General features: G+C 36.2%; 19 protein-coding genes and 1 tRNA gene. 14 read left to right on the top strand and 6 right to left on the bottom strand.

Features of this window, described 5'->3' with window-relative positions; translation table 11 throughout:
* Nucleotides 1-64 precede the first annotated feature (64 nt).
* The gene (locus ACICP9_RS06515) at nucleotides 65-277 is read left to right on the top strand and encodes an HPr family phosphocarrier protein (protein WP_245756787.1); all 213 of its coding nucleotides are present in this window, start codon (nucleotides 65-67) and stop codon (nucleotides 275-277) included.
* Nucleotides 274-1,194 (top strand): N-acetylmuramoyl-L-alanine amidase-like domain-containing protein, encoded by a 921-nt coding sequence (locus tag ACICP9_RS06510; protein ID WP_395497702.1) that lies wholly within the window; start codon nucleotides 274-276, stop codon nucleotides 1,192-1,194. Before ACICP9_RS06515 ends, ACICP9_RS06510 begins: the two co-directional genes overlap by 4 nt.
* A gap of 40 nt (nucleotides 1,195-1,234) precedes the next feature.
* Here the strand turns inward: ACICP9_RS06510 and pmbA are convergent, their stop codons facing one another.
* A complete protein-coding gene (pmbA, locus tag ACICP9_RS06505; RefSeq protein WP_395497700.1) occupies nucleotides 1,235-2,599 on the bottom strand; it encodes a metalloprotease PmbA in 1,365 nt (454 codons plus the stop codon).
* A gap of 107 nt (nucleotides 2,600-2,706) precedes the next feature.
* Here pmbA and ACICP9_RS06500 point away from each other — a divergent pair, with 107 nt between their 5' ends.
* The 5 genes from ACICP9_RS06500 (at nucleotide 2,707) to ACICP9_RS06480 (ending at nucleotide 6,977) form a co-directional block, all read left to right on the top strand.
* On the top strand, nucleotides 2,707-3,132 hold the full coding sequence (locus tag ACICP9_RS06500; RefSeq protein ID WP_395497698.1) for a rhodanese-like domain-containing protein: 426 nt from the start codon (nucleotides 2,707-2,709) through the stop codon (nucleotides 3,130-3,132).
* A gap of 29 nt (nucleotides 3,133-3,161) precedes the next feature.
* Complete coding sequence (gene grxC, locus ACICP9_RS06495; RefSeq protein WP_071662862.1) at nucleotides 3,162-3,419, top strand: glutaredoxin 3; 258 nt, start codon at nucleotides 3,162-3,164, stop codon at nucleotides 3,417-3,419.
* A 3-nt stretch (nucleotides 3,420-3,422) separates the two neighbouring features.
* Complete coding sequence (secB, locus tag ACICP9_RS06490; RefSeq protein WP_071662861.1) at nucleotides 3,423-3,920, top strand: protein-export chaperone SecB; 498 nt, start codon at nucleotides 3,423-3,425, stop codon at nucleotides 3,918-3,920.
* Between the two features lie 11 nt (nucleotides 3,921-3,931).
* Entirely contained in the window at nucleotides 3,932-4,618 is a 687-nt protein-coding gene (gene coaE, locus ACICP9_RS06485; protein WP_395497696.1) for a dephospho-CoA kinase, read from the top strand.
* Between the two features lie 136 nt (nucleotides 4,619-4,754).
* Complete coding sequence (locus tag ACICP9_RS06480) at nucleotides 4,755-6,977, top strand: hypothetical protein (protein ID WP_395497694.1); 2,223 nt, start codon at nucleotides 4,755-4,757, stop codon at nucleotides 6,975-6,977.
* Here ACICP9_RS06480 and ACICP9_RS06475 read toward each other — a convergent pair.
* On the bottom strand, nucleotides 6,954-8,342 hold the full coding sequence (locus tag ACICP9_RS06475) for a TolC family outer membrane protein (RefSeq protein WP_395497692.1): 1,389 nt from the start codon (nucleotides 8,340-8,342) through the stop codon (nucleotides 6,954-6,956). The two genes, ACICP9_RS06480 and ACICP9_RS06475, sit on opposite strands and share 24 nt — an antisense overlap.
* Before the next feature lie 89 nt (nucleotides 8,343-8,431).
* Here ACICP9_RS06475 and ACICP9_RS06470 point away from each other — a divergent pair, with 89 nt between their 5' ends.
* Nucleotides 8,432-9,055 (top strand): NUDIX domain-containing protein, encoded by a 624-nt coding sequence (locus ACICP9_RS06470; RefSeq protein WP_395497690.1) that lies wholly within the window; start codon nucleotides 8,432-8,434, stop codon nucleotides 9,053-9,055.
* A 10-nt stretch (nucleotides 9,056-9,065) separates the two neighbouring features.
* Nucleotides 9,066-10,970 (top strand): DNA topoisomerase IV subunit B, encoded by a 1,905-nt coding sequence (gene parE, locus ACICP9_RS06465; RefSeq protein ID WP_395497688.1) that lies wholly within the window; start codon nucleotides 9,066-9,068, stop codon nucleotides 10,968-10,970.
* A gap of 24 nt (nucleotides 10,971-10,994) precedes the next feature.
* On the opposite strand, the gene ACICP9_RS06460 is transcribed toward parE, so the two are convergent.
* Nucleotides 10,995-11,657: a class I SAM-dependent methyltransferase gene (locus ACICP9_RS06460; protein WP_071662855.1), complete on the bottom strand. Its 663-nt coding sequence runs from the start codon at nucleotides 11,655-11,657 to the stop codon at nucleotides 10,995-10,997.
* 137 nt (nucleotides 11,658-11,794) lie between these two features.
* On the opposite strand from ACICP9_RS06460, the gene ACICP9_RS06455 reads away from it, so the two are divergent.
* Both ACICP9_RS06455 and ACICP9_RS06450 read left to right on the top strand, forming a co-directional pair.
* A tRNA-Glu gene (locus ACICP9_RS06455) sits at nucleotides 11,795-11,870 on the top strand.
* Nucleotides 11,871-12,250: 380 nt separating this feature from the next.
* On the top strand, nucleotides 12,251-12,859 hold the full coding sequence (locus ACICP9_RS06450; protein ID WP_071662854.1) for a carbonic anhydrase: 609 nt from the start codon (nucleotides 12,251-12,253) through the stop codon (nucleotides 12,857-12,859).
* Here ACICP9_RS06450 and ACICP9_RS06445 read toward each other — a convergent pair.
* Together ACICP9_RS06445 and metG are read right to left on the bottom strand one after the other, a co-directional pair.
* Nucleotides 12,856-13,512 carry an RnfABCDGE type electron transport complex subunit B gene (locus ACICP9_RS06445; protein ID WP_395497685.1) on the bottom strand — a complete coding sequence of 219 codons (657 nt, stop codon included), beginning with the start codon at nucleotides 13,510-13,512 and terminating at the stop codon, nucleotides 12,856-12,858. The two genes, ACICP9_RS06450 and ACICP9_RS06445, sit on opposite strands and share 4 nt — an antisense overlap.
* A gap of 53 nt (nucleotides 13,513-13,565) precedes the next feature.
* Nucleotides 13,566-15,227: a methionine--tRNA ligase gene (metG, locus tag ACICP9_RS06440; RefSeq protein ID WP_071663032.1), complete on the bottom strand. Its 1,662-nt coding sequence runs from the start codon at nucleotides 15,225-15,227 to the stop codon at nucleotides 13,566-13,568.
* An 83-nt stretch (nucleotides 15,228-15,310) separates the two neighbouring features.
* On the opposite strand from metG, the gene apbC reads away from it, so the two are divergent.
* On the top strand, nucleotides 15,311-16,132 hold the full coding sequence (gene apbC, locus ACICP9_RS06435) for an iron-sulfur cluster carrier protein ApbC (RefSeq protein ID WP_071662852.1): 822 nt from the start codon (nucleotides 15,311-15,313) through the stop codon (nucleotides 16,130-16,132).
* A gap of 16 nt (nucleotides 16,133-16,148) precedes the next feature.
* On the top strand, nucleotides 16,149-16,715 hold the full coding sequence (gene dcd, locus ACICP9_RS06430; protein WP_071662851.1) for a dCTP deaminase: 567 nt from the start codon (nucleotides 16,149-16,151) through the stop codon (nucleotides 16,713-16,715).
* A gap of 12 nt (nucleotides 16,716-16,727) precedes the next feature.
* On the opposite strand, the gene trpS is transcribed toward dcd, so the two are convergent.
* A complete protein-coding gene (trpS, locus tag ACICP9_RS06425) occupies nucleotides 16,728-17,822 on the bottom strand; it encodes a tryptophan--tRNA ligase (RefSeq protein WP_071663031.1) in 1,095 nt (364 codons plus the stop codon).
* Between the two features lie 198 nt (nucleotides 17,823-18,020).
* Here trpS and ACICP9_RS06420 point away from each other — a divergent pair, with 198 nt between their 5' ends.
* Nucleotides 18,021-19,595: a phosphoenolpyruvate carboxykinase gene (locus ACICP9_RS06420; RefSeq protein WP_395497682.1), complete on the top strand. Its 1,575-nt coding sequence runs from the start codon at nucleotides 18,021-18,023 to the stop codon at nucleotides 19,593-19,595.
* Nucleotides 19,596-19,638: the final 43 nt, after the last annotated feature.

Below are 19,638 nucleotides of genomic sequence, written 5' to 3'. Positions count from 1 at the left end.
TCACCGTATGATATGTAAAATTATTACGATAAATAACAAATTGGGATTACATGCCCGCGCTTCTATGAAGTGGGTCAAAATCGCAAGATGTTTTATTAGCCAAATTACGCTCAAATGTAATGGTAAACAAGTCGATGGAAAAAGTATTTTAGAAGTAATGGGTCTTACTGCTCGACAAGGTAGCCCTGTTGAAGTCATCGTTCAAGGAGAAGATGAAGCGGCTGCTTTAACGGTGCTAGAAAAATTAGTTACAGACAGGTTTGGTGAAGAAGGGTGATAATACCATGTCGATTTTTCTATGGCCTAGCCGTGCTTTGTTTTTTGTTTACTCCTTTAAGTTTTGCAGACACTCAAGGGAGTGATGAAATTGTCAAACAATTAATCTCTTTAAGCCAGAATGATCCAATTCAGCGACGAATTGAAATTCAAAGTGCTGCATTACTAAATTTACCGTATTTAGAAGGAGCACTTGGTGAAGGCACTAAGGGTAGATATGATCAAAATCCCTTGTATCGTTTTGATTATTTTGATTGTGAAACTTATGTTGATACGGTTATGGCATTAGCCTTAGCTAAAAATCTTCCTGATTTTAAAAGCAAAATCAATCAAATTCGTTACAAGCAGGGTAGTGTGAGTTTTACGCAACGTAATCATTTTCCTAGTGCTGATTGGATTCCCAATAATAAAAGAAATGGGTATATTCATGAGTTAAGTTATTTAATTGCAGGTCAAAAAACTAGAATGACTAAAACACAGATAAACCTGCGGAGTTGGTATGACAATTTAACTGCAGATAGAATTCGAATTCCTTATTTAAGTTTCCAAGAAAAAGAAGCACGATTATTTCAATTAAAAAAAGAAGGTGAGGCATTATATGGAAGTAAAAGAGTTAGTATATCTTATATTCCAGTCTTTGATTTGCTACAAAATTCTGTATTAAGGCAAAAAATACCGACAGGAAGTCTAATTTTTTTTGTCGGCCATGATTCTTATCTAAGTTCCCGGATAGGAACTCCTATGAATGTACTACATATGAGTTTTGCTATTTGGAATAACGGCCAGCTTTATTGTCGTATGGCCTCATCAAAAGCGGGAAGAGTGTTAGATGTTCTTTTTCCAGATTATTTAAAAACCTATTTATCTCTCGGTACTTTAGACGGTATCAGTGTATGGTCTATAACTGAGCAAGCTTAGATTATGGTACCGATTTAATCTAGTGATTTAAGTTTATTTTTTATAATGTTCCTGCGATCATCATTTTTTCTAAAAAAATTGAACCTGTTTGAATAGAACTCTTATTATTAATATCATTACCTATAGCTACGATATTTTGAAACATATCTTTTAGGTTGCCTGCTATGGTAATTTCTTCTACAGGATATTGTATTTCTCCGTTTTCTACCCAAAAGCCAGCCGCTCCTCGAGAATAATCACCCGTTACTAAATTTATACCTTGCCCCATAACTTCAGTGACTAGTAAGCCTTTTCCCATTTGTTTTATTAGATCATTAAGTTTAAATTGGCTCGTTTCGAGTAAAATATTATGAAACCCGCCTGCATTTCCAGTGGTTTGCAAGCCTAGTTTTCTTGCTGAATAGCTGTTTAGTAAATATCCGCATAAAACCCCCTCCTCAACTAAAATTCGATTACAGGTACGAACCCCTTCGTCATCAAAGGGTGCACTTCCTAAAGCGCTTAATAAATGAGGTTTTTCATAGATAGAAATTTTTTTATCAAATACAGATTTTCCTAGATAATTGACTAAGAAAGAAGCTTTGCGATAAATATTCCCCCCCGAGATTGCTTCAAGAAAAGTTCTAATTAAGCGAGGGGCAATTTCTGAATGAAAAATTACCGGAACCTGGCAAGTGCTTATACGTTTTGCACTAAGTCGTTTAACTGTATTATCAGCGGCTTCTTTAGCCAATTTTTCAATTGCTTGTAGTTGGTCAGGATTGCGACTTATTGTGTCGCTACCATCACGCTGCATACCCATTTTATCTTTGGCTATAAGATTACAAGAAATATGGTGCAGCGAGCTAGGATACGCGGCTAAAAATCCATTACTATTAGCATAAACATAAATAGCTTCTTGTGTAGATAAAATGACTCCTTCTGAAAAGGTTAGTCGATTATCTATAGCGAGAGCATTCGCTTCACACTCTTTACCTAATACGATTGCATTTTGCGGATCGATCGACCAAGGATGATAAAGGTCTAAATCTGACGGGGTTTTTTCTAAAAAATTGGATTCTGCTAGGCCACTAAAGGGATCCTCGGTAGTAAAGCGTGCTATATGGCAAGCTGCTTCTAAGGTATTTTTAAGCGCTTTAGGACTGAAATCCGAGGTGCTTGCAGAACCTTTTTGACGACCAAAATAGACATTTATTCCTAAGCTTTTATTCCGATTATGTTCGATAGTTTCAACTTCTTGATTGCGAACAGTGACTGAAAAACCAGTATCATGACTAATACTCGCTTCAGTTTGGGTAGCACCTTGTTTTTTTGCCATATCCATCAGTTCAGAGAGCAAAGTTTTATAATGTGCTTGCTTATTTGTTAGCTCTAGTGGATGCTGATGTTCTATTTGTGTAGACATAAAACCGGTTTCTCAATATTAAAAATGTAAGAGAGTATAGCGATGGGTGTTAAATTTCGCTAGACTAGCGTACCTGAGATAAGGCAAATCTACAAAGGTTAAAGAAAATGCAGCAGTTCATTGAATTTAGTTTACGACATTGGGAGCTGTGGCTGGCTTTTTTTATTATTTTGATTTTATTACTGACTTTTGAATTACATGCTAAGCTAACCGGCACATTGCCCTTAACTGTCCAAGAAGCTATTTTTAAGATTAATCGAGAAGACGCAATTTTTTTAGACATTCGTGATGTTCTCAGTTTTAAAAAAGGACATATCGCAGAGTCCATTAATATCCCTGTTTCTGAACTTAAAACTAAGCTAAACGAGCTTGACTCATATCGAGAAAGGCCTATTATCATTAATTATAGTCACGGACAGTCACATCATAAAATTGGTAGGCTGTTAAAAAATGCAGGGTTTACAAAATGTTACCATCTTAAAGGTGGAATTGTGAGCTGGCAAAACGCAGCTTTGCCTGTCATTAAAAGCTAATTCTTCAAGTCATTATAAAAGGGGATTTTATGCCAAAAGTAGTGATATATACCACATTAGGGTGTCCTTACTGTGCGAATGCTAAAGAATTGTTGACAAAAAAAGGAGTAAAATACGAAGAAGTTCAAGTTGATAAAGATGCTAATAAATTAGCAGAAATGGTGAAATTAAGTAACCGACGTTCAGTACCACAAATATTTATTAATAATAAATCTATCGGAGGATTTGATGATTTATCAAAATTAGCTGCCTCTGGTGAATTAGATACCTTACTAAAAGACGAGTAATTTATGAACCAAGCCAGCAAACCTACCCAACAACCTGAATTTGTTATTCAACGTGTTTATGTTAAAGATTTATCACTAGAGACTCCTCATTCTCCCCAAGCTTTTCAAGAGGAATGGCAACCGGAGCTCAATTTGCAGTTTACTATGAATACTACAGACATAGGCTCTGACAATCATGAGGTCATTTTACAAATTACTGTGACAGCAAAATCGAAAGATAGGACTTTGTTCTTGGTTGAAGTAAAGCAAGCAGGTCTTTTTACATTAAAGGGATTCACCCAAGAACAAAATCATCAGGTGATGAGTATAACCTGCCCTACTATTTTATTTCCATATGCCAGGGAAGCAGTTTCAGATTTAGTTGGTCGTGCGGGTTTTCCACCTCTTTACTTAGCTCCAGTTAATTTTGAAGCTTTGTATGCTCAGCAAATGCAAGAACAGGATGATAAAAGTGGTAATGGGCAAAAAGAAAATTCTTCCAATTCAATTATTACACATTAATATTTCCTAAGGTGTTTACTGTAGCGTTAACAGGCGGAATAGCAAGTGGTAAATCTACAGTGGCTAGTTACTTTGCAGCGTTGGGCGTAAGTATTATCGATGCAGACCAAATTGGTCGTGAACTCATCAATAATTCTTCGGAGATTCGTAAGAAATTAGTTGCCCGTTTTGGCGTTGACCTATTAAAAAAAAGTAACGAAATTGATCGGAATAAATTAAGAGCCGCTATCTTTAACAATCCGAAGGATCGTGAATGGTTAGAAGGGCTATTGCATCCTTTAATTTACCAACAAATACAAGAGGCGATTAAAAAAGCTACAGGAATGTATTGTCTCTTAGTGATACCATTATTATTAGAAGGAAGAACTTCTAGTTTACATAAAAAAAAACCTTCCACGCCTAATTATATTAAATTAAATCGTATTTTGTTAGTGACTACTTCGCGAGAATTACAAATTCAACGCGCAGAGGAGCGAGATCTTCTGGAAAAAAACCAGATCGATGCCATTTTAGCTGCACAAATATCACCAATAGAAAGTATCAAACGAGCTGACGATATCATTCATAATGAATCCAATTTGCAAAGCTTATGTCAATCGACTCAGACAATGCACGAAAAATACTTGTCATTATTACACGCGCCAAAAAATTTTCTTGATGATTCAGCCCTTCTTGGTTATTATCTCGCCTTCAAATAGGAATGATTCTTAATATCATTTAATAGATCCTTAAGCTAATGAGATTAAAATAATTAATAGAGTTTCTAGATAAACCCAATAGGACTAATCTTTGAGATTAGAATCTGAATATTTATTGTGAGAGTGAGAGATTGACATGCGTTTAAAAAAAACTAAAGCCTTACGTTATGTAGTGGCCACATTTTTGACAATGGGCACGATTCTATCTGTGGGGTTTTTAAGTTTTTCCGGTTTGTGGATTATTTACCCATATATCATTCCGGCTATATTAGCTTTTTTTCTTTCGGGAGCGATTGAAGGAAAAGTTTTTGGAATCAGTATTTTTAAAGGATTAGCAAGATTAAAGTTGCTTACCTCAAATGCCCAGAAACATTTACTTTTTTCAGAGTTAAATAAATTTTTAAGTAAAAAAGATGAGATTGAGATTGCCAGTCAATGTACATTCCTACAAGATTATTGGAACCAAAGAAAAAAATATAAAGCATTAAAAAATAATCCTTCTGCCAATGAAGAGGACATAAAAGAAGCTAAAAAAAGACTAGAGGAACTAAAAAATTATTTTTATCAGCAAATAAATATATCAAATGATGCTAATAATGAAAATCACTATATTAGTCAAGTAATAAAAGATGTTAGCTTAATTGAACTGAAATCAGCAAAACGCAGTGTATGGTTTTTACGTTTTTTCTGGATAATTAGTATTTTAGTAGGAATTGTATCCGGATTTGTTACTGCTTTTGCAGTACAAGAAGCAATAACGGTGGGTTTAGCGCTGTCATTATCTGTAACAACCATATCGGCCATAGTATGGCCAGTTGCTATATTTGCTGCGATAGGAGCAACATTTTTACTCTATTATGCGATTACCGATATTGTAAAAAATGATGCCATCGAAAAGGCTTTTAGTAAAACTTTACAACTATTTAAAAGAAAAGATATTGATAATCACAAAGAACCTTTAGGTGCTTATTTGTTACGCTTATTATCTTTATCTATAGTGGTAGTTGGAATTACTAGCTTAACAGTATTTGCAACGGCGGCTTCTGGCGGTACTTGTTGGATAGTTATGCAGAATGGGATAAAATTATTAGCGCCTAAGTTACCAATTTTTGTTGCTTACTGTGCAAGTGCTATTTTAATACCTATAAATTTTGTGACAGATTTAATTTATGGATTTAGTACCACTTTACAAACTATTGCTAATTGTAAAAGCATATTTATTGCAATATTTGAGGGAATTAAACATCCTATTAAAGCTTTTAAATCTTTTTATTCTAATATACTAAGTAATTTAAAGAAGGTTAAGCGAGAAGAAACTTGGGTACAATTCTTTAACCCTTTTCGTATTCTAGCCAAATTAATTATTTCACCTTTACAATCACTCGTTTTTATAGGTCATTTGATTAGTATCGGATTCACTACGGATCGCTTTTTAAATGTGCCTCCTCCATTAGTAGCCGGTGTATGTGCTGTGTCAGAAGGTTTACAGGATCTTAGTTTTTTAACGACAGAAGATGATCATCATCATACGCAACAGGATCATGAAGGAGAGGATGATCACGATCATGGAAATCTATTACAACTTCCTTTGCAAGTACTTCTTTCACCTCTCCTTTTGTCAGGCGGGATCTTTTATTGGTTTTGTAAAAAATTTGGAAATAATATTGGTTTCTTTGAAGCTTTAGAAAATACTTTTGAATTGCCGTTGTTAAATATAGTTTTTTTTCCTTTGCTACTGCCGAGTGCATTTTGGAATTGGACTTTTAAAAAAGCCGAAAATAATTTAACTTTTTTTGAATCGATCAAGAAAAGTTTCGATATACATGCTCATGAACATAACTCACCAGACCAACCAGAAACACCTAAGGAATTATCTGCAAAATGGCGAGAAGAAGAACGAGTAGACTGGATATTGACTACAGCTGAAAAACGTTTAAATGGAGTTTGGATCGATAAGAGTAATGCTACAGAAAAGCAAAACAAACTAAAGTTATTAACTTCACATAGAGAGAAGTTAATAAACTACTTTAAAGAAAAACAACAACAACAGTCTACTATAAGCTTTCAGGAAGCAATGGAAATGTATTTTAAAGAAAATACTTCAAAGGAAAGCTTTGGAAATGGATTGATCAAATTTTCAAATCGAACATCCAAATCCAAAGAGTTCATTAATAATAGATTAGAAAAAAAACAAGTAGAAAATGGTCATTGCAATGGAAATGTTCCTATACGACAATATTCTGTTAGTACTATTTTTAATAATCCGAGGACAATCTTTTTTAAAGGTGAATCTAAAGAAACCACGACATCAAGAAGGGTTAGCGAGGCGTTTCGCTTAGTAAATGCTGCTGCGGGTTAAACACCATTGATTAATTTGCATTAAATCATCTGGCTTTAAACTACCTGCGGCTTGCTTTAGTAATAAAGTATCCAATAGATAAGTATACTGATCACTTGCTGCAGTACGTTTTACATCGTAAAGGCTTTGTTGCGCAATAAGGACATCCACGATAGTTCGTGTTCCAGCTTTATAGCTTTCTTCAGTGCTGCCCAATGACAGTTGTGCAGATTTGATTGCTTGTTGTTCAGCTTTGATTTTACTGATATCAGCAAGTACATCATTATATTTTTGTCGTGTATTAATGATAAGCCTACGATAGGTATTATCTAAATTAGCACTGGCCGTTTGAAAGTCATATTGGGCTTGGCGGGTTTTGGAAGAAACTGCACCACCTGCAAAGAGCGGAATATCTAATTCAAAGCCTAAAGTTCCGACACGTTTATTAAGTGAGTTAGGGGCATTATTAAAGGTATCAGTGTTTCCATAGTTACCTATTAAGCTTAAGCTAGGTAAATGCCCGGAAGCTTGCATCTTTATTTTTTCTCGAGAGATTTCTACGCCATAGCGTGCAGCTATTAGCTTGAGGTTGTTCTGAGTGGCTGCATTAACCCAATCTTCAATATTGTTTGGCTGAGGGGTTTGTAAAGGTATTTTCTTTGCAAAACGGTTTATAGAAGAATAAGTCTGGCCTGTTAATTGGCGCAGTCCCTCTTGATTATTGCGTAAATTATTTTCAGCACTTATTTCCGTAGCGACGGATTTGTCATATGCCGCTTTGGCTTCATAAACACTGGTTAAGGCATCTAAACCAACTTGGACACGTTTCTGAGCTTGATTTAATTGCTTACTATCAGCAGTTTTTTCTGCTTGATAAAATCTAAGAGTGTCTTGGGCAGATAAAACATTAAAATATGCAGATGCTACGCGAAAAATCAGATCTTGTGCAGCGGCTGCCAAGGTTAGATCAGCTTGTTTGCCGATACTACTCGCTTGTTTTAGTGCTAGCCAAGCATTGACATTAATTAAAGGTTGTCTAATAGAAATATTGTATCCCTGAGACTGGAGGTTGCTGATTCCATTCGGTTGCTCCGTAGTAGGAGGCTGAGTAATAGTTTGATAAATATTAGAAATATTAGCTTGAGCTGAGATATTAGGCAAAAGGACAGCTACACTCTGAGGTATTGCTTCTCGTTGTGATAGTCGAGTGGATACAGCTGCCTGATAGGTAGGGTCACTATTTAAGGCCGCTTTATAAATATCCATTAAATCTGCAGCAAAAGTAGGTGTAAAATATGCAAAAAATAAATAAATACCTAATGCTAATTTAGAGCAAATAGATAGTTTTTTAGCAGATTTATCGATAAAAAAGTCGTGTATAGTCATTATTTTTTTTATACTAAAAGAAGAAAAATCTAGATTTTTCTAAGTAAGTGCCCCTATTATGCCAAATTTCATAATTAAGATATAGCTCTATGAATTCCAAATTCGATTGTTCAGATGTTAGAATTTTGCAGAAAGAAATAGTTTATCAAGGACACTTTCAGCTAGAACAATGGAAAGTAAAATTTCGTCTATTTAGCGGGGGATGGAGTGCAACACAAATTCGAGAAGTCTTTGAAAGGGGCGAAGCGATAGGTATTTTATTGTTTGACACGAATAGTAATCAGTTGGTTTTAATCGAACAGTTTCGCGTAGGTATTGCTGATAAAGCAAAAAATCCATGGTTAATTGAAATAGTCGCAGGCGTTATTAATAAAGGTGAAAGTTTAGAGCAAGTAGCACGACGTGAAACACAAGAAGAAACTGGCTTAGAAATAACGAATTTATTTCCCATTTGCCAATATTGGGTGAGTCCAGGAGGAAGTTCAGAGCGTATTTATCTTTTTTGCGGACAAGTTGATGCTGAATTGGCAAAAGGAATTCATGGGGTAGCTGAGGAAGGGGAAGATATTCGTTTGCATGTTTTAAGCCTAAAAGTAGCTTATAATTTACTCAATCAAGGAAAATTTAATAATGGCTCGACTATTATTGCTTTACAATGGCTACAACAGAATGAACAAAAGGTTAGAGACGCCTTTTTGAAAAAAAGCGAGTAACTATTATTTTATGAACGCAAAATCTTCTTCATCAAAAAAATATACTGCTGAAGCGATTGAAGTTTTAAGCGGCCTTGATCCAGTAAAACGACGACCGGGTATGTATACCGATACCTCTCGTCCTAATCATTTGGCGCAAGAAGTTATTGATAACAGTGTTGACGAAGCTATCGTCGGTTATGCACGACATATTGATGTGGTGTTATATTCGGATAATTCTTTAGAAGTGAGTGATGATGGTCGTGGTATGCCTGTTGATATTCATCCCGAAGAAAAAGTGACAGGTGTAGAGCTTATTCTCACAAGACTTCATGCGGGTGGTAAATTTAATCATAAAAATTATCGTTATTCAGGGGGCTTGCATGGTGTCGGCGTATCCGTAGTCAACGCTTTATCGCGCCACTTGGAAGTTACCATTAAACGAGATGGTTTTATTTACCAAATTCAGTTTGAACATGGCAGTAAAAAATCTAATCTAAAGAAACTAGGCAAAGCTGATCACGCAGTTTCAGGAACCTCGTTACGCTTTTGGCCGGATAAGCATTATTTTGATAATGAAAAATTTTCAGTTAGTCGTTTAAAACATAGTTTGCGAGCAAAAGCCGTCCTTTGTCCGGGCTTACACGTTAGTTTTACGGACAAGCAAAATAATAAAAAAGAAGAATGGTTTTATGAGGATGGTGTTGTTAGCTATCTAAAAGATAGTTTAAGCCAATATGAACGTTTACCTATAGAACCTTTTCAGGGTCATTTTGCTGCTGAAACGGAGGAAGTTGATTGGGCATTATGCTGGCTTTTAGAGAGTGGTGATGGCTTAATGGAAAGCTACGTCAATTTAATTCCAACTATTCAGGGTGGAACGCATGTCAATGGTTTACGTACTGGCTTACTAGAAGCAATGAGAGAATTTTGCCAATTACGTGATTTGTTACCACGGGGCTTAAAATTAGCACCTGAAGATGTTTGGGAAGGATGCCATTATATATTGTCTGTAAAATTATTAGAACCTCAATTTTCAGGTCAAACTAAAGAAAGACTTACTTCACGTCAATCCGCAGCATTTGTTTCAGGTGTCATCAAGGATGCTTTTAGTTTATGGCTCAATCAGCATATTTCTGAGGCAGAAAATTTAGCTGAATTAATGATAGCCAATGCACAAAAACGTTTACGTGTTAGTAAGCAAATCGCACGTAAGAAAATTTTAAGTGGGGCAGTATTACCAGGAAAATTAGCTGACTGTACGCAAACTGATTTAAGCCGTACAGAATTATTTTTAGTTGAAGGTGATTCCGCAGGTGGCTCCGCAAAACAAGCACGAGATAGAGAATTTCAAGCGATTATGCCGTTGCGAGGAAAAATATTAAATTCTTGGGAAGTGGCTAGTAATCAAGTATTAGGTTCGCAAGAAATTCACGATATTGCCGTGGCTATGGGTGTTGATCCAGGGTCCAGTGATTTATCAGGGTTACGTTATGGTAAGATTTGTATTTTAGCCGATGCCGATTCGGATGGTTTGCATATTGCTACGTTATTATGCGGGTTATTTTTAAAACATTTTAGTTTGCTAATTGAAGCAGGACATATTTATATTGCTATGCCGCCACTTTATCGTATAGATATGGGCAAAGAAGTTTTTTATGCCTTAGACGATGAAGAAAAACAAGGTATTTTAGATCGATTAACAGCAGAGAATAAAAAAGGAAAAATCAGCATACAGCGATTTAAAGGCTTAGGTGAAATGAATCCCATGCAATTGCGAGAAACAACGATGGCACCCGATACCCGACGTCTGGTTCAGCTTACCATCGATAATGAACAAAAAACGCTTTCTTTAATGGATATGTTGTTAGCCAAAAAACGCTCGGGAGATCGAAAAATATGGTTAGAACAAAAAGGAGATATCGCTACGATATAAACTTTTGCTAAAAATAAAAAACTACTAACGTTTTCTTATTAAAGTTAGGCCATCACCTATTGGGATTAAACACACACTAATGCGCTTATCTTGATAAATAGCTTGATTAAATGTACGAATGGCTAAAGTTTGTTTGTCGTGAGCCTGCGTGTCAGCGACTCGACCACTCCAAAGTACGTTATCGACAAGCATTAGGCCTCCTGGTCGGAGTAGTGTTAATGAACGTGCATAGTAATTTAAGTAATTTTGCTTATCTGCATCAATAAAGATAAAGTCAAAACTATTCGAATGGTCTTGTTTAATTAAATTATCTAGAGTTTCTAATGCAGGTGCTAATTTTAGATCTATTTTATGCGCTATGCCCGCTTTCCGCCAAAAATCGAGTGCTATAGAAGTTGTTTCTTTATTGATATCGCAAGCAATAATTTTTCCTATTTCAGGTAAGGCTAAAGCCACGACTAAAGCGCTATAACCGGTATAGACACCTATCTCCAATGTTTTTACAGCGCTAGTTAATTCAATCAAAAATCCCATCAATTGGCCTTGCTCAGGTGAAATTTGCATGCTATGGGATGATAATTGATGAGTTGTTTCTCGGAGTGACTTCAAAATAGCAGGTTCACGTAAGGAAATAGATAACATATATTGGTATAGCGTATCGCTTAGGTTTATGTTTTGATTCGACATAGTTATCCTATATAAATATTATTAAGCTTAAATATACAGCGTAAAAATGAATTTTGTAATAATAGATTTGCGGTAGTTATTTTAGACATTGACATTCTAGCCAAGCGCAGCCAAAATAGCGGACCTTACAACCGCAGGTCCCCATCGTCTAGAGGCCTAGGACACCGCCCTTTCACGGCGGTAACAGGGGTTCGACTCCCCTTGGGGACGCCATTCTCTAAGATTTTGTAGTCATAAATTCTTCCTCGTCAGAGAGGTTATCTCAGATTAATTCATAAAAATTTAAATTTTTTAAAAAATACGCATAGTAATAGGTAGTAGGTATAAATCGACCAACCTATTGTTGATAGTTTTGTCGACTTTACATGTTTTAATTGCCTTTTCTATGATATATTTTTATCGAATATTACTAAAGATAATTATAAGATTATTAATACTAATAGCTCAATTATAGGAGTGAAATATTTTTAGCTGATTTTTCGTTTACTATGGTCTTTAACCAAAGATGCTTAAAATCTTTAGTTAAATTTTATAATAATAAGCTAGTCTCAAATTAAATATTTATTTCAAATAAATATTGACCGGAGAGAAAAATGACTCATCTATTTAGTAAAATATTGCATGGCTACAGCATTTTTAGAAAAAAATATGCTGTCGGTGATAATGCAGTAATGCGATATTTAGCCGATTCTGGTCAAAAACCTCAAATAATGGTCGTTTCCTGTTGCGACTCCCGGGTAGATCCAGCATTAATATTACAATGTAATCCTGGCGATTTATTTGTAGTGCGTAATGTTGCGAATATAGTACCGCCCTATCAAAAGGACGAGGCTTTGCATGGGACGAGTGCAGCCTTAGAATTCGGAATTTGCCTTTTGAATATTAAGCATCTTATTTTACTAGGACACAGTCAGTGTGGTGGAATAGAGGCATTATTAAATAGTCAAAATTTATCGCAAAATGATTTTATAACCGAATGGGTTTCTTCAATTAAGATCGCTGGTAATCAGATAAAAAATCCAGATGAATATGCAAAATTAGCTTTAACTCGATCTTATGAAAACTGTATGACATTTCCTTGGATAAAAGAAAAAACAGAAACTCAAGCATTAACTATCCATCGTTGGTTTTTTGATATTAAAACGGGCCAAATTTTTACTTATTCAGAAAACTATAATATCTATCAAGCATTAGATGTTTAGTTTAACAGTTCGCTAACAGATGTTGTAGCTTCGATCTGTAAACGTTGTTTTTTTTCTTTTGCACGCTTAATTGCAGCTTGAATATAAGCAGCCTCCTCGTTTGGCGGCGAAATATTTTTAATAAGCTTAGTTGACTCTTTCTTTAATTGAAGACGTTGCTTTTTTGCGTAGTAACGTTGTCGTGCTTGTTGAGTTTTATAGTTCGGCCGATTTAATGCCAACAGATCAATACAATCCACTGGGCAAGGTGCAAGGCAAAGTCCACAACCGGTACATTCTTGCGTGAATACAACATGTATCTGTTTCGCAGCCCCTATGATAGCATCAACCGGACAAGCTTGGATGCATTTTGTGCAACCTATGCATTCGGATTCGCGTATAAGAGCTGTCATGGCAGGTCTTTCTTGATTCTGCAAGTCTTCCATAAACGGCGCGGGATTTTTTTCTAACAATTTTGCTAACGCTAGCAACGTTTTTATGCCGCCCGGAGGACAACGATTTATTTCCGCCCTTTCTGCTACAATCGCTTCGGCATAAGGTAAACAACCCGAATAACTACATTGCCCACATTGCGTTTGTGGTAGTAAGGCATCTATTGCATTAACCAGCGTTTTTGAATCTCTTGATGAAAGAGTTAATTTATTCGATTTCATTTTTTTGATGAAGATAATGTGATGTCAGCAAAATTAGCCTGCTGAAAAATATATTAACCTGTTGCGATAGAGTCTGTTTTTTGCATATTCTTGATAGTTTCTTCAGGAATGCGCTGTAATAAAGGCGAAAAAGTGTTAATAGTATGATCAAATAAAATTTTTGGTCGTTGTGCCCAAGTCATTGAAGGGATATTCAGGAAATGTTCTACTTTTTTAGCTGTGATAGGAAGTACTGGCTTTAAATAGATCATTAGAATTCTAAAAAGATTTAATCCTAAACTACATACATCATGAGCACGCTCAATTGAATCGGAGTTTTTTATCAAGAGCCAAGGTTTTTCAGCATCAATCATTTGATTTGCTTGATCGGCTAATTCCATAATGTTTTTCATTGCTCGATTGTAATCACGCGTTTCATAATTATTCGCAATTTCATCACCTTTATTGATAAATTCTTGAATTAGTTTTGGGTTAAATGAATTCGCTGATAATTTATTAGTAAATTTTTTGTTAATAAAGCTGGAGCAACGACTGGCAATATTAACTAGTTTTCCAATTAAATCCGAATTAATTTTTTGGATAAAATCTTTCAAATTAAAATCAATATCTTCTGTTTTTCGACTAAGTTTTGTAGCAAAATAATACCGTAAATATTCAGGATCTAAATGATTAAGATAATGTCGCGCAGAAATGTAGGTTCCTCGCGATTTTGACATTTTTTTACCGTTGACAGTTACATAGCCATGTACAAAAATTGCTGTAGGCGTACGAAAATCTGCACTTTTTAGTATAGCTGGCCAAAAGATAGCATGAAAATTAATGATATCTTTACCAATAAAGTGATAAAGCTCGGTATTTGATGGGCTGGACCAATACTCATCAAAATTAAGTTTATCACGCTGCAAGCAAAGATTTTTAAAGATAGCCATATAGCCTATAGGTGCATCTATCCAGACATAAAAAAATTTATTTTCTGTGTCGGGAATTTTAAATCCGAAATAAGGTGCATCACGTGAAATATCCAGATCATGCAAACCCTCTTTAAACCATTCTAGAAGTTTATTACTTATTTCTTCTGTTAGGTGATGATCCTGAGTGATCCACTGACGCAAAAAATCTGAGTGATTAGAAAGTCGAAAAAAATAATGATCAGATTCTTTTGCAATGGGCGTAGACCCTGAAATAGTGGATTTAGGATCAATGAGATCCAGTGGAGAGTAGGTAGAGCCACATACCTCGCAATTATCACCATACTGATCGGGAGTTTTACAACAAGGACATGCGCCTTTGACATAGCGATCCGGCAAAAACATTTGCGCTTTAGAATCATAAGCTTGTTGAATAATTTTGTTATAGACATCTCCTGTGTCTTTCATACGTTTATAAATGAGTGTTATTAATGCTTCATTTTCTGGAGAATGAGTGGTATAAAAATTATCAAAATCGATATAAAACGCAGAAAGATCGCGTTTATGCTCATCAGCTATTTGATTGACTAAAGTCTCAGGACTGATACTGCGCTGCTGAGCGGCTAACATCACAGGTGTGCCATGGGCGTCTTCACCCGATATAAAAATACAATCACGCCCCAGCATTTTTTGAAAACGAACCCAAATATCTGCTTGAATATGTTCTAATAAGTGGCCGATATGTAAAGAGCCATTGGCGTAAGGCAAAGCGCTAGTGACTAATAGTTTGCGATGTGTTTGCTGCATACTCATCTTTTGCGTATTATTGATTCATTCACAGATTCTGCCTTTTTGCTAGGAGTGACGTCAAGTTATAATTAAAAAATGCTATGTTAAACATTACTGATCGGGTCAAACACATTATTGCTATTGCTTCTGGAAAAGGAGGCGTTGGGAAATCAACCACTGCGGTTAATTTGGCCTTGGCCCTCGCAGAAAAAGAAGGTGTAAATGTGGGGATATTGGATGCGGATATCTATGGCCCTAATCAACCGCAGATGTTGGGAGTCACTGAGAAGCCTATCAGTAAGGATGGCAAAACCCTAGAGCCTGTGTATGCCCACGGCATACAATCTATGTCGATAGGTTATTTAATTGATGTGAATACGCCTATGATATGGCGCGGCCCAATGGCGACAGGCGCATTACAACAATTATTAAATGATACTCACTGGGATAACTTAGATTATTTAATAGTAGATTTGCCTCCCGGGACGGGTGATATCCAATTGACCTTAACTCAAAAAATTCCTTTAGCCGGGGCAGTGATCGTAACGACTCCTCAAGATATTGCTTTGCTGGATGTGCGTAAAGCGATAGGCATGTTCAATAAGGTTAAAGTACCTTTATTGGGTCTAGTTGAGAATATGTGTACACATATATGTAGGAAATGTGGTCATGAGGAACCTATTTTTGGTGATGGTGGAGGCGAACGAATTGCCAAAGAATGTAATATTAGTCTATTAGGTGTTTTACCTTTAGATAGTCGAATTCGTAAACAAGCTGACTCGGGGAAACCTATTTTTCTGGCAGAACCGCATAGTGCTATTGCTGACGTTTATCGAGAAATAGCCAACAAAGTAGTTGGTCAGCTGAGTCAGTCAAAAACTAAAGCTTTTCGATTTCCGAAAATCGTCATAGAGAAAAAATAGTATTAGGAAAATTATTATGTCTATTAAATCCGATGCATGGATTTGCCGTATGGCAAAAAATTGCAATATGATAGAGCCATTTGAACCTAAGCAGGTGCGTCAAACAGCGGCTGGACGGATCATTTCCTACGGCGTTTCTAGTTATGGATACGATGTACGTTGTGCCAATGAATTTCGTGTTTTTACCAATATCAATTCTGCTATTGTTGATCCTAAAAGTTTTTCCCAAGGAAGTTTTGTCGATGTAAAAAATGATGTGTGTATCATTCCTCCCAATTCCTTTGCTTTAGCGCATACTGTTGAATACTTTCGAATTCCACGGAGTATTCTTACTATTTGTGTCGGAAAATCAACCTACGCACGTTGTGGAATTATTGTGAATGTCACCCCTTTAGAACCGGAATGGGAAGGTCAAGTTACGTTGGAATTTTCCAATACGACGCCCTTACCCGCGAAAATATATGCAAATGAGGGTGTGGCACAGATGTTATTTTTAGAATCAGATGAGATTTGCCAAGTCTCTTATCGGGATCGTCAAGGTAAATATCAGGGTCAGAGAGGAGTAACGTTGCCAGTAGCTTAAGTTTTCTTATCTCTATTCTGTGCTAAGCTTAACAATACGTTTAAAGTAATCTTGTTTCATAAAGGTTTTAGCTTTGATTAGAGTGTCTTCAGCAATTTTATTGGCTTGCTCCGTTCCTTGCTTTAAAATCCGTAAAACCTCGGCTGGATCTTTTTCATAGATTTTTCGACGCTCACGTATAGGTTGTGTTATTTCAACCAATATATCGATTAACTTATGTTTGCATTCCACATCTTTGATCTGACCTTTACGATACTTATCTTTTGCTTCAATAACCCATTCTTTGTCAGGATTGAATATGTCATGGAATATCCATAAAGGATTATTTTCAACAGTCCCAGGATCCGTTGCTCGCAATCGATTTGGATCAGTATACATGCCCATTACTTTTTTCTTGATTGTGTCAGCAGCATCACTAAGATAAATGGCATTGTTTAAAGATTTGCTCATTTTGGGTAATATCCCATCCGCATTAGGTGGTCCGGTTCCGATTAATCGACGCACTGGACTGAGTTTTGCTTGAATGATAGGGAATAATCCACCACTCGAGACGTAATCTTCCTCTTTTGTTTGTGGATCGACACCACAATAAACTTGGTTAAAGCGACGTGCACATTCGCGCGCTAACTCTAAGTGAGCTATTTGATCTTCGCCTACCGGTACAATTTCAGGACGAAAACTAAGTATATCTGCTACCTGACCGACTGGATACAATAAGAAGCCAAAGGGATAATTATCCCCCAGGTTTTTTTGGCGGATTTCATCTTTGATAGTCGGGTTACGCATAACTCTAGGAAAAGAAATCAACATACTGAAAAAGCAAGTAAGCTCAGCAATAGCCGGAATTTCAGATTGAACAAAAATATAACTTTGTTTAGGATCGATGCCTGCAGCGAGATAATCTAACGCAATCTCTAGAGTATTTTGGCGAATTTCTTCAGGAAATTCAGCGCGGGTAGTAAATGCATGGACATTCGCAATAATAAAGTAACATTCATAGTTTTTTTGTAAGGACACTCGTAAACCTAGAGAGCCTACCCAATGACCAAGATGGAGCTTTCCCGTCGGGGTATCACCTGTGAGTAAACGTGGTTTTGATAGTGTCATAATCATGTTTAATTTTAACTTAATGTTATTTTGCTAATTTAATACATTTAATTCAAGTCTTTTATTTTTTCTTTTCAAACAGCAGAAATAATGAAAGGACTGGTACACATGTTTAATGTAAAAAGCCTTATGTGGAATGTTATTGCTATTTTATCTGTGTTAACATGCCGCCTTCTGCTAAGTTAAGGAGTGTAGGCTATGTCAGCCGTCCAATCCAAAAATTCATCGAAAATCTTTGTTGATTTGTCTGTTGAAGAGTTGCTCAACTTTGCTGTAGAACGAAAAGAAGGGGTTATTGCAGCTAATGGTGCTCTGTCAGTTTCTACTGGTAAGCGAACCGGACGTTCTCCTAAAGATAAATTTATTGTTGCAGAACCAAAGAGTGAAAAGGACATCGATTGGGATTCCATTAACCAAGCTCTTTCAGAAGAACGTTTTCATGCCTTATGGCAGCGTGCTGAACAATATGTCAAAGATGCCGATCTATTTATTTCTAACCTACAAGTTGGGGCGGATCCTACCTATTATCTACCGGTTAAGGTCATTACTGAATATGCTTGGCATAATTTATTTGCTCGCCAACTCTTCATTCGTCCTGACGATTTTTATGGAAAAGTCAGTAAGCCAGAATGGACTATTTTAAGTGTTCCAGGTTTAAAAACCGATCCTCAACGCGATGGAGTTAACAGTGATGCCACTTTAGTTATTCATCTTACCGAACGTAAGGTTTTATTATGTGGTCATAGATATGCGGGCGAAATCAAAAAAGCCATGTTTTCGGTAATGAATTATTTATTACCCGCAGTCGATGTTTTGCCTATGCATTGTTCTGCTAATGTAGGAAAAGAAGGTGATGTTGCATTATTTTTTGGATTGTCCGGAACAGGTAAAACAACTTTATCTGCTGATCCTGATCGTTTTTTGATAGGTGACGATGAACATGCTTGGAGTGAAACAGGCGTTTTTAACTTTGAAGGGGGGTCCTACGCTAAATGTATTGATTTATCTAAAGAGCGTGAACCTTTGATTTGGAATGCTATCCGTCATGGCGCAGTAATGGAAAATGTAGTGTTAGATCCGGAAACTTTAGATCCAAATTACAAAGATGCACGTCTGACTCAGAATACCCGTGTAGCCTATCCTCTTAATTTTATTGAATCTCGTTTTCGTGCAAATCGCGTTGATCGTTTGCCGGATGCCGTCATTTTTCTTTGCTGTGATTTATATGGTGTACTACCACCGATTGCTTGTTTGAACCATGAACAAGCGGCTTATTATTTTTTAAGTGGTTATACCGCATTAGTAGGTAGCACGGAAGTGGGCCAAACTGAACCCATCAAAACCACATTTAGTACATGTTTTGGTGCGCCCTTTTTTCCGAGACCAGCAAAAGTCTATGCTGAGTTACTAATTAAACGTTTGAAAAACAGTCATGCCAAAGTATATCTGGTTAATACGGGTTGGACTGGCGGTGCCTATGGGGATGGAGGGCAGCGTTTTTCTATTCCTGTAACGCGCGCTGTTATTAAAGCTATTTTGAATGATGAAGTAGGTAAAGCAGAATCTGAATTGTTGTTGGGATTTAATTTTTCTATTCCTAAGCAGCTGCCGAATATAGAGAATCATTTATTAAATCCAAAAAAAACTTGGAAAAATCCGAAAGACTATGATGTTAAGGCACACGAATTAATCAATAAATTCATTAATAACTTTAAACAGTTTGATGTGAATCCAGTGATTCGAGACGCTGGACCAGTTAGCTACAAGGATTAAGGTTTATGGCCTTGGGCAGAAAGCATTTCTAAATTACATTTGA

The sequence above is a fragment of the Rickettsiella endosymbiont of Litargus connexus genome, assembly GCF_964277335.1.
Classification (GTDB): Bacteria; Pseudomonadota; Gammaproteobacteria; order Diplorickettsiales; family Diplorickettsiaceae; genus Aquirickettsiella; species Aquirickettsiella isopodorum.
The sequence above is the reverse complement of the archived record's forward strand: the minus strand, read 5'-3'. Positions and strand labels throughout refer to the sequence as shown.

Excerpts from the sequence above, each read along its gene's own strand:
- ACICP9_RS06515 (WP_245756787.1), top strand. The coding sequence starts at position 65 with ATGAAGTGGGTCAAAATCGCAAGATGTTTTATTAGCCAAATTACGCTC.
- pmbA (WP_395497700.1), bottom strand. The coding sequence starts at position 2,599 with ATGTCTACACAAATAGAACATCAGCATCCACTAGAGCTAACAAATAAG.
- ACICP9_RS06500 (WP_395497698.1), top strand. The coding sequence starts at position 2,707 with ATGCAGCAGTTCATTGAATTTAGTTTACGACATTGGGAGCTGTGGCTG.
- grxC (WP_071662862.1), top strand. The coding sequence starts at position 3,162 with ATGCCAAAAGTAGTGATATATACCACATTAGGGTGTCCTTACTGTGCG.
- secB (WP_071662861.1), top strand. The coding sequence starts at position 3,423 with ATGAACCAAGCCAGCAAACCTACCCAACAACCTGAATTTGTTATTCAA.
- ACICP9_RS06480 (WP_395497694.1), top strand. The coding sequence starts at position 4,755 with ATGCGTTTAAAAAAAACTAAAGCCTTACGTTATGTAGTGGCCACATTT.
- ACICP9_RS06475 (WP_395497692.1), bottom strand. The coding sequence starts at position 8,342 with ATGACTATACACGACTTTTTTATCGATAAATCTGCTAAAAAACTATCT.
- ACICP9_RS06470 (WP_395497690.1), top strand. The coding sequence starts at position 8,432 with ATGAATTCCAAATTCGATTGTTCAGATGTTAGAATTTTGCAGAAAGAA.
- parE (WP_395497688.1), top strand. The coding sequence starts at position 9,066 with ATGAACGCAAAATCTTCTTCATCAAAAAAATATACTGCTGAAGCGATT.
- ACICP9_RS06460 (WP_071662855.1), bottom strand. The coding sequence starts at position 11,657 with ATGTCGAATCAAAACATAAACCTAAGCGATACGCTATACCAATATATG.
- ACICP9_RS06450 (WP_071662854.1), top strand. The coding sequence starts at position 12,251 with ATGACTCATCTATTTAGTAAAATATTGCATGGCTACAGCATTTTTAGA.
- ACICP9_RS06445 (WP_395497685.1), bottom strand. The coding sequence starts at position 13,512 with ATGAAATCGAATAAATTAACTCTTTCATCAAGAGATTCAAAAACGCTG.
- metG (WP_071663032.1), bottom strand. The coding sequence starts at position 15,227 with ATGCAGCAAACACATCGCAAACTATTAGTCACTAGCGCTTTGCCTTAC.
- apbC (WP_071662852.1), top strand. The coding sequence starts at position 15,311 with ATGTTAAACATTACTGATCGGGTCAAACACATTATTGCTATTGCTTCT.
- dcd (WP_071662851.1), top strand. The coding sequence starts at position 16,149 with ATGTCTATTAAATCCGATGCATGGATTTGCCGTATGGCAAAAAATTGC.
- trpS (WP_071663031.1), bottom strand. The coding sequence starts at position 17,822 with ATGACACTATCAAAACCACGTTTACTCACAGGTGATACCCCGACGGGA.
- ACICP9_RS06420 (WP_395497682.1), top strand. The coding sequence starts at position 18,021 with ATGTCAGCCGTCCAATCCAAAAATTCATCGAAAATCTTTGTTGATTTG.